Below are 7,947 nucleotides of genomic sequence, written 5' to 3' on the forward strand. Positions count from 1 at the left end.
GCGAGCTGGGTTCAGAACGTCGTGAGACAGTTCGGTTTATATCCGGTATGGACGTCAGGAAATTTGCGAGGATTTGCCCCTAGTACGAGAGGACCGGGGTGAACGCACCGCTGGTGTACGGATTGTGGCCACCTGCTGCATTGTCCGGTAGCTATGTGCGGACCAGATAAGCGCTGAAAGCATATTAAGCGCGAAACTGACCTCAAGATTAGATTTCCCTATGAGGACACAGATAGACTATCTGTTTGATAGGTGCAAGGTGGAAGTGCAGTAATGTATGGAGCCGAAGCATACTAATAGTCCCATTGCCTTTTTATGTCCTTGTCTACGAGGTTAATGCTTGCATTGATAGCGTGGATAAGGTAGACTTGACTAGTAATTGGTGTTCGCACCAACGTTGATCTTTCGATTATAGGCACGAGCTAGCCGAACAAGGACATCGAAGGAAGGGGTTTGGCCCACCACGGATTATATGTGGAACCAAGCGCTTTAAACCCCCTCCTCCGGTGCCCATGGCGAGGAGGAAACACCTGTTCTCATTCCGAACACAGAAGTTAAGCTCCTCAGCGGCGATAATACTGCGCAAGTGGGAATCTAGCACGGTGCCGGATTATATAAAAACCATCCGAAAGGGTGGTTTTTATTTTTGGCTGACGTGTTCAGTGCCGCTGTCTGTTAGCGGCGAAACTACAGATTGTCTTATGGCGCTTAGGATATTTTTATGAGACGGGTAGGCTCCCAGATCGCTGCTGCGTTTCGTGACAGCTCAGTAAACAAAATAACGCCCTTTCGAGAGCGTTATTTTTATATTCTCGGATCTCGCAGAAAACGAGAATTGTATTTGTGGTGAACCTCGTAGTTTTGAAGGTTCAAACAGGTGCATATCTATAATATCGCACCAGAAGAATAAACGCAATGGTTTTTATACCATAATTTCGTAATTTGTAACCATTGACATTTTGTCTCGTTTGTGCTAATATAAAAGAGTACATATAACATATGTGAGATAAAGCGAGGGTTTACTTATCTCTTACAGAGGTAGGCGAGCCCTTTTAATATTGCCCGGAGCGGGCGGGAGACAACAATATGGCAGGAACAAAAGTTGGCGGCAAGAAAGCGGCTCAAAAAAATCTAGCCAAAGACCCAAATTTTTATGCAAAAATTGGCCGTAAAGGCGGACAAAACGGGCACACGGGCGGTTTTGCAGCTAACCCGGCGCTTGCGCGAATTGCTGGGGCCAAAGGCGGCCGTATCAGCCGGCGCGGCAAAGCGAAAACAACTGTTACGCAGGATGACGTTACGCTCGCAGCGTAAAACTAGCTGACTATACAAAAATGCACCTCCATTACGGAGGTGCATTTTTTAGTTTTATGAGTAATCGGTAGTTATGAATTAGTTGATCAAATTTCGCATCAAGCAGACTATTCAAGCCAGCGGCGCAGCTGGCATAGTTTGGCTTGGTTTACTCGCCAGGAACGGCCGCAGGCGAGACAGGAATATTTGTTGGCGCTGGATTGCAAGCCGGCAGCTTGGCAGTGCGGGCATTGCGAACGGGCGTGCAGCCAGTCGCGATAAGTGTCGAGGTCGTTTTCGATTAGCTCGGCGTCAATTGTGGTAGAAAACCTAGCGGCTGCTTTGATGGCTTCTTGCCAGGCGGCGCGCTCCATAGCGATTAGCTCAATATCGCGCGAATAGCCAGTGTGGTTTAGCAAGGCGTGGCCATATTCGTGGAGTAGCCGTTCGCAAGCATGAGAATCTGCCGGATTGTAGTGAATAGCGCAAGCGCGATGATTCCAACGAAACATCTCACCCTGAACTAGGGTGAGATGTGCGAGGTGCGGCACTGACAAAGCGTCAGCGCTTATTTTTTGCGAGAGCCAAGTAATCTTTGCCATAGTAATAGCATCCGTAGACAACCGCTTCCTCGGGATGGCGTGCTTGAATAATCTTTGGACATGGAATGTGCGGCGGTAGATGCGAAGTTAAAATATCGCGCAAGTAATCGCCGTACCGTTCAAAATAAGTACCGACGCTACCGCCAATGATGATAATGTCAGGCTGAATTATCGGGATGACGGCCAGAAAGCCGCGCGAAATGCGATCAGCGATTTTCTTCCAGGTGCGTTTGCTGGTGATGTCGCGAGCAAATTTGTGATAAGCGTCGACAATGGCCCGTCCAGAGGCAAAGCTTTCCCACGAGTGGATCTTGCCGCCATATTCGACGAGCGCGCGGCCAGCTTCGCTGTAGCGCATGCCCGGGTCAATGTAGCCGTTAGTGCAAACGCCAGTACCGATGCCAGTACTAACTGTGACATAAAGCGAACAGTTAGGGATTGTTCGTAAAAGCCGCGTTTCGGCGAGCCCAGCTAGGTTGGCATCGTTTTCGATGAGCACCGGCACGCCTGGCAGCAGGTCTCGCAGCAGGCGGGAAGCGTGAAAATCTGCCCAGCCGAGGTTTTGGCACCAGACAGCAGTGCCATTCTTGATAATACCAGGCAGAGCGATAACTATAACATCGACTTTTTTGTCTGAATAGCGTTCGCGGACTACGCGTTTTAGTTCAGCGACATAAGCTTTTGGCTCCTTGGGAGTGGGAAATTTAAGCGGTTTGCCCATGTGCCCGTTATCGGCAAAAGAGGTGACGAGCGTCTTTGTCCCGCCAGTATCGATTGTTACTATCATGAATCTATCGTATCACAGACGATAGTATAGCGTATAGTTGATATTATTGCAGAAAAGGTGTATAATATAGAAAAGTAAGGTAATTATGAGAGGATAACAGTAAAGTGGCACATCTTAGCGAGAAAGGTTCAGTGATTGGTTTTGTGCTGGTGGGAACGGCGCTAGCAGCGGCGTTTGTTGGCGGCGTGTACATGGTGCGCCATTCGGGCGAATTGAATTCGACAGATACGCAGCAAACGGCACAAACGTCTCAATCTGAAACTGCCAAAAACGACCAAAAAACTCAAAACGAACAAAGCAGCAACACTGCGCCAGCGCCAAAAAAAGATACAAACCAGAGCAATACTGAAGCTAATAAGCCTAAGGAAGACGAGAAGAAAAAAGACTCGCTTGCTGATACATTGAAAAAGCAAGAAGACAAGAACAAAAGTAACAACAGCTCGGATCCAGCACAGAAGTCGAACGCTGGCGCGGCCAGCCAGAGCGATCAAAAAAGCGCGTCGGACACATCGAGCGCCTCTACTAGCAGCAATTCTAACAATTCGACTCCGGCTTCTAATTCCAGCTCTAATTCTAGCGCTTCTAGCACCGTTTCTAGCGGCTCTAATAACTCGGCAACAGGTTCGTCTGCTGCTATTAACAACAAGCTGCCGAAAACTGGCCATGAAGCCAGCAGCTTACCAAAGACTGGCCCAGTTGACGATATGCTAGCGGTTGTAGCTGGCGCCGGCTTGCTGGGGCTGGGGGTTGCTTACGTCAAATCGCGCCGCCTCATCTAGACATTAGAGGTCGGATAAGGTATACTGGTAAGTGGCTGAGTGCGCATTGTTTTGTGTTGCTCGAGAAATATTAAATTTAAGAAAGGAGAATTGGCAGAATTTACCCGAATCCTGGGTATCTGCTGATGACGTATTTATGGCAAAGGCCACGATTACGATGGACGACCTCTTGGCGGGCGACAATGCGAAACAGCTAGTTGCTGGCGAGATGGTGACTGGGCACGTTTTAAGCGTGCGAAAACACGAAGTATTAGTAGATTTGGGCGCGCAAGGAATTGGTTACGTACCGCGCCGCGAGGTCGGTTTCGGCCGCCAATTGAATGTCGGCGACGAAGTGTCGGCAAGCGTGATTGATTCAGAACTTGATAACGGCTACAGCCTGCTGAGTTTGCGCAAGGCAGCCAAAGACCGCGGCTGGGAAGAAATTCAAGCTCACTTTGATGCTGCTGAAATTGTCGAGATTACGCCGTACGACGCTAACCGCGGCGGATTGCTGGTCGAGTACGAGGGTGTACGCGGCTTCTTGCCGGTATCGCAGCTGAGCGCCGAGCATTATCCGCGCGTTGGCAGCGCCGACAAGGACGAAATTCTCGCCCGCTTGAACGCTCTGGTCAGCCGGCCGATGAAAGTGCGCATTCTAGATTGCGACCGCAAGACTAACAAATTGATTTTCTCCGAGAAAGAAGCCATCAAAGACGGCTTGGCAGCACGTTTTGCTACGCTGAAAGTTGGCGATACGGTTAAAGGCGTGGTGACGGGCGTAGTAGATTTCGGCGCGTTTGTTAATGTTGATGGTATCGAAGGGCTGATTCACATTTCAGAAATCAGCTGGGAGCGTGTCGGTAATCCGAATGATTACGTCAAAGTCGGCCAGTCGGTTGAAGCCAAAATTATCTCGATTGACAAAGACCGTTTGAGCTTGAGTGTCAAGCAGCTGACCAAAGACCCGTGGCTTGATGAGGTTGAGAAGCTTGAAAAAGGCCAAAAAGTCGAAGGTACAGTCACGCGGATTACGCCGTTTGGCGCCTTTGTCCAGATTAGCCCGGCTGTCGAGGCGTTAGTGCATATCTCGGAGCTTGGCAGCGGCAACGATGTTGATCCCGAGAAGGTCTTTACCTTGAATGAGCGCAAAGAATTCGTAATTCTCGACATTGACCGCGAAGGCCGCAAAATTAGCCTGAGTTTGGGCGGCAAGAAAAAGAAAACCAAGTAACAGCCCGCGCATCTAGCGGATAATTGTCCCGATAAGCTGCGGGTAGAAAGGAGAAAACATGAGCCAACCAGAGAAAATTCTGACGATTGCCGATTCTATTACCGTTGGAGAATTGGCCGAGGCTCTGAACCTGCCAGTAACGCAGCTTGTCGGTGAATTGTTCAAAAACGGTATCGTGGCGACGATCAATCAGCGGATTGATTTCGAGACGGCGCAAATTATCGTCGAGGAGCTAAAAATTGCCGTGCAATTGAGGCGAAAAGAAGTTAATTCGGCGCCAGTGCAACATTTGCACAAGCCGTCTGCCAAGGCATCGCTGCGGCCGCCGATTGTAGCAGTGATGGGGCATGTCGATCACGGTAAAACTACGCTGCTAGACACGATTCTCGGCATGAAAACCGTAGCTAGCGAAGCAGGCGGAATTACCCAGCATATCAGCGCTTATCAGACCAAGCGCGGCGATCGCGTGATCACCTTGCTAGATACGCCAGGACACGAGGCTTTTGCGGCGCTGCGCCAGCACGGCGCGGTTTTGACCGACGTAGTGGTGATTGTGGTGGCTGCCGACGACGGCGTGATGCCGCAAACGGTCGAAGCGATTAAATTTGCTCGCAATGCTAATGCTAAAATCGTCGTGGCTATCAACAAAATCGACAAAGAGGGCGCCAATATCGACCGCGTTAAAGCTCAATTAGCCAGCGAATACCAGCTGAATCCAGAGGAATGGGGTGGCGACACGATTATGGTGCCGATTAGCGCTAAAACTGGCGAAAATATCGATAAATTGCTAGATATGGTGCTGCTAGTGGCTGATATGGAGGAGCTGAAAGCCGATACTGACGTGCCGGCGGAAGGCTTGGTGATCGAGGCGCACATGGAAAAGGGCCGCGGTTCGGTGGTCAATCTGCTAGTCGAGCAAGGCCAGCTGAAGCCAAGCCATTTTCTGGTTGCCGGCACATCATACGGTAAGGTGCGCACGCTGGCTAATTTCCGCGGCGAGGCGCTAAAATTAGCTGGCCCGTCAACGCCAGTGACAGTTACCGGGTTCAAGGAATTGCCGCAGTTCGGCGATGTCTTCACTGTGGTGAAGAATGAGAAAATTGCTCGCGCCCAGGTAGAGCAGGCTAAAATTGAAGCAGAAAGGCAAGCTGCCAGCACTAACGTTACTGGCGCCGATTTGCTGAAAATGATGACTCAAAAGCACGACAGCGAAGAGTTCGACGTCATCGTCAAGGCTGACGTGCAGGGTTCGCTAGCCTCGGTGATGGATAGCTTGCGGCTGGTTGATACTGGCGGCGCGATTGACCTGCGGATTATTGGCAGCGGCGTCGGCAATATCAACGAGAGCGACGTGCGCCTGGCTGACAGTTCGGATGCTATTATTTACGGATTCAATGTCGAGATACCGCCAGCGGTTAAGCGCTTGGCGAGCCGCGATCACGTACGAGTGCGCACTTACAAAGTGATTTACGAACTGCTAGACGATGCTCGTAAAAATATGGAAGCTTTGCTGTCGCCAGAGGTGGTCGAGACGGAGGTCGGCGTATTAGAAGTCAAAGGCGTCTTCCGGACGATGCGCGACGAGGTAATTTGCGGCGGCGAAGTAATCAGCGGCAAAGTAGCGCCGAATTTGCTAGTGCGCGTCAAGCGCGGCGGCGAGCAGCTTGCCGAAGTAGAGGTCGCTAACGTTCAGCGGCAGCAGCAGGAAGCCAAAGAAGTATTTGAAGGCGAGATGTGCGGCCTGAGCCTGCGGACACAGAAGAAGCTGCAGCTGGCTATCGGCGACACGCTGGAATTCTTTACCCGCGAATTGGTCAGGCGAACACTGAATTAGTAAATAAAATAACCCCGGTCGAAAGAGCGGGGTTATTTATTAGAGCAAAGTGCGAGCGGTCAAGCTAGATTAACGGTTTTTGCGCGATACTATGTAGGCATACAGCGCGTAGCCAAGCGACCCAGTACCAGCTAGGCCGGCTAGTTCGCTGATACCCGTTTTTGGTAGCTGGTTTGGTGCGCTAGCGTTGTTAGACGGGCTGTTGGCTGTATTTGTTTGTGTAGTCGTTGTGGCAGGCGTGGCGTTGGAATTTGCGGCGGCTGTTGGTGAGGACTGTTGGTTTGTGGGCGCTGGGCTATTTGGAGCCGCTGGCTTTGATGGTGTATTCGGTGTATTTGGTGTGGCCGGCTTTGTGTCGGGTTGGCTCGGCTGGGTAGGCGTAGTTGGTTTAGACGGTTCTGTTGGTTTGGCAGGAGTCGATGGTTGCTGTGGAGCTGGATTGTTAGGCTTGTTTTGATTGTCAGGTTTGGAAGGCTGCTGCGGCGTCGGCTTCTGGTCGTCTGGCTTATTTTGGTTTGGATTGGACGGCTCTTGCGGCTGTGGTGTTGGTTCGGACGGTTTGTCCGGCTTATTATTTTGGTCGTTTTGAGCGGCTTTGATAGTAAAAGTCTTGGTGCAGCCGTCGCTGGTGACAGTTTCGTCTTTGCCATTGACCGATACAGTGACGAAAGCCTTGGCGGTGTAATTGCCAGGTTCGAAACCGTTGAACTTAGCTCCGGCAGTGTTGTAGACCTCTTTGCTGTTGGCGTCGTAGACGCGGTAAACAGTGCTTTTGTAGGTGGCGCCGTTATAAGCAGCGTATTTGACAGAGAATTTGTAGCTATCGCGGGCGATATGGTCGATACCTAGCGATTCGCAGCGGTAGACTGGTTGCTGCGCTTGATTGGTAGCTGGCGCGTTATTAGGCTGATTGGCGTTTAGGGCGCTAGCAACGCCAGCAGCGCTAGCTACGGCTAGCGCGACAGCAGAAACTCCAGCAAAAACTGATTTCATATAAACTCCTTTTTGGTTAATTTTGATAATCCAGCTGATTAGTATCAAATCATGATATTCCATGGGGTTGCCCGCCCCCGACAGAACGATTGCCTGGAATGGCAAGGTTCCGCCGGAGGCGGGGTGGTAGGAATGATTGATCCCGGATCCCCGCTGGCGGCGGGGCCGGGAAGAGAGTCCAGGACTCAGCGCTGGCGGCGCTGAGTCCTGGATCCGATGAAGGCACCTACGCCGACGGCGCCGGCGCCGATGATGGCGACCTTCGAGGGGCGGCCGCCGCCGGTGGTCGGGTAGGAACCTTGGGCGGAGTTGGTAATGGTGGCCTCGGACACTTCGTTCCTCCGATTCGGTGGGGGCGGGGGCCGGTGTGACCTCCCACGCGCAAGGGTACGCGGTGCCGGCGGACAATTGGTCCCGCTTCACCCGCGCTTCGGCTCATCCACGGG

7 protein-coding genes, 2 rRNA genes and 1 pseudogene are annotated in these 7,947 nt (G+C 51.5%); 6 read left to right on the top strand and 4 right to left on the bottom strand.

What is annotated here, in order from left to right; translation table 11 throughout:
- From G1ANC_RS02960 to G1ANC_RS02970, 3 genes are all read left to right on the top strand, one after another.
- Positions 1–318, top strand: a 23S ribosomal RNA gene (locus tag G1ANC_RS02960); the annotation flags it as partial.
- Between the two features lie 184 nt (positions 319–502).
- Positions 503–611, top strand: a 5S ribosomal RNA gene (rrf, locus tag G1ANC_RS02965).
- A gap of 475 nt (positions 612–1,086) precedes the next feature.
- A complete protein-coding gene (locus tag G1ANC_RS02970) occupies positions 1,087–1,314 on the top strand; it encodes a general stress protein (protein WP_129693535.1) in 228 nt (75 codons plus the stop codon).
- A gap of 107 nt (positions 1,315–1,421) precedes the next feature.
- On the opposite strand, the gene G1ANC_RS02975 is transcribed toward G1ANC_RS02970, so the two are convergent.
- Both G1ANC_RS02975 and G1ANC_RS02980 read right to left on the bottom strand, forming a co-directional pair.
- A complete protein-coding gene (locus tag G1ANC_RS02975) occupies positions 1,422–1,895 on the bottom strand; it encodes a hypothetical protein (RefSeq protein WP_129693536.1) in 474 nt (157 codons plus the stop codon).
- Positions 1,855–2,682 (bottom strand): ROK family protein, encoded by an 828-nt coding sequence (locus tag G1ANC_RS02980; protein ID WP_129693537.1) that lies wholly within the window; start codon positions 2,680–2,682, stop codon positions 1,855–1,857. Before G1ANC_RS02980 ends, G1ANC_RS02975 begins: the two co-directional genes overlap by 41 nt.
- 104 nt (positions 2,683–2,786) lie before the next feature.
- Between G1ANC_RS02980 and G1ANC_RS02985 the strand changes: the two genes are divergently transcribed.
- The 3 genes from G1ANC_RS02985 (at position 2,787) to infB (ending at position 6,508) form a co-directional block, all read left to right on the top strand.
- The gene (locus G1ANC_RS02985) at positions 2,787–3,461 is read left to right on the top strand and encodes an LPXTG cell wall anchor domain-containing protein (RefSeq protein ID WP_129693538.1); all 675 of its coding nucleotides are present in this window, start codon (positions 2,787–2,789) and stop codon (positions 3,459–3,461) included.
- 136 nt (positions 3,462–3,597) lie between these two features.
- A complete protein-coding gene (locus tag G1ANC_RS02990; RefSeq protein ID WP_129693539.1) occupies positions 3,598–4,674 on the top strand; it encodes a 30S ribosomal protein S1 in 1,077 nt (358 codons plus the stop codon).
- 58 nt (positions 4,675–4,732) lie between these two features.
- Positions 4,733–6,508, top strand: a complete 1,776-nt coding sequence (infB, locus tag G1ANC_RS02995) for a translation initiation factor IF-2 (RefSeq protein WP_129693540.1) — start codon at positions 4,733–4,735, stop codon at positions 6,506–6,508.
- Positions 6,509–6,577: 69 nt separating this feature from the next.
- Here the strand turns inward: infB and G1ANC_RS03000 are convergent, their stop codons facing one another.
- Together G1ANC_RS03000 and G1ANC_RS04250 are read right to left on the bottom strand one after the other, a co-directional pair.
- Entirely contained in the window at positions 6,578–7,501 is a 924-nt protein-coding gene (locus G1ANC_RS03000; protein ID WP_129693541.1) for a hypothetical protein, read from the bottom strand.
- Between the two features lie 230 nt (positions 7,502–7,731).
- Positions 7,732–7,833, bottom strand: a pseudogene (locus G1ANC_RS04250) (L-lactate dehydrogenase); the annotation flags it as partial.
- Between the last annotated feature and the right edge of the window lie 114 nt (positions 7,834–7,947).

This window comes from Candidatus Nanosynsacchari sp. TM7_ANC_38.39_G1_1 (genome assembly GCF_004138385.1).